This is a genomic window from Gelidibacter salicanalis (assembly GCF_016469035.1).
GTDB classification, from domain to species: domain Bacteria; phylum Bacteroidota; class Bacteroidia; order Flavobacteriales; family Flavobacteriaceae; genus Gelidibacter; species Gelidibacter salicanalis_A.
The window spans coordinates 1-269 of the sequence record NZ_JAEHJZ010000342.1 but is presented as its reverse complement, the minus strand read 5'-3'; the positions used below and the strand labels follow the sequence as shown (position 1 = coordinate 269).

Genomic DNA, 269 nt, shown 5'->3' with positions numbered 1-269 from the left:
GTCATCAATAAACGCCTCCTTTATAGGCTGAACTGTTAAAGCCAGACTTCACAGTTTTCATAACGCAATGCCGGTTCGGCATCCTGCGACAGCCAGATTGGCCCGTCGAGATCGACACGTTCTGCCTGCACCGCCACCGGCAGCGCGGCTTCCATGGCGATGGAAGAACCGAGCATGCAACCGACCATAATCCGCAAACCGAACTGCCGCGCCACGCCGGTCATCGCCAGCGCTTCTGTCAGGCCACCGCACTTGTCGAGCTTGATGTT

General features: G+C 57.2%; 1 protein-coding gene. It reads right to left on the bottom strand.

All coding sequences use genetic code 11. From position 1 onward, the window contains the following. Positions 1-35: 35 nt before the first annotated feature. Positions 36-269: enolase C-terminal domain-like protein (locus JEM65_RS21635; protein WP_306465109.1), on the bottom strand; the 234-nt coding region annotated here is incomplete at its 5' end.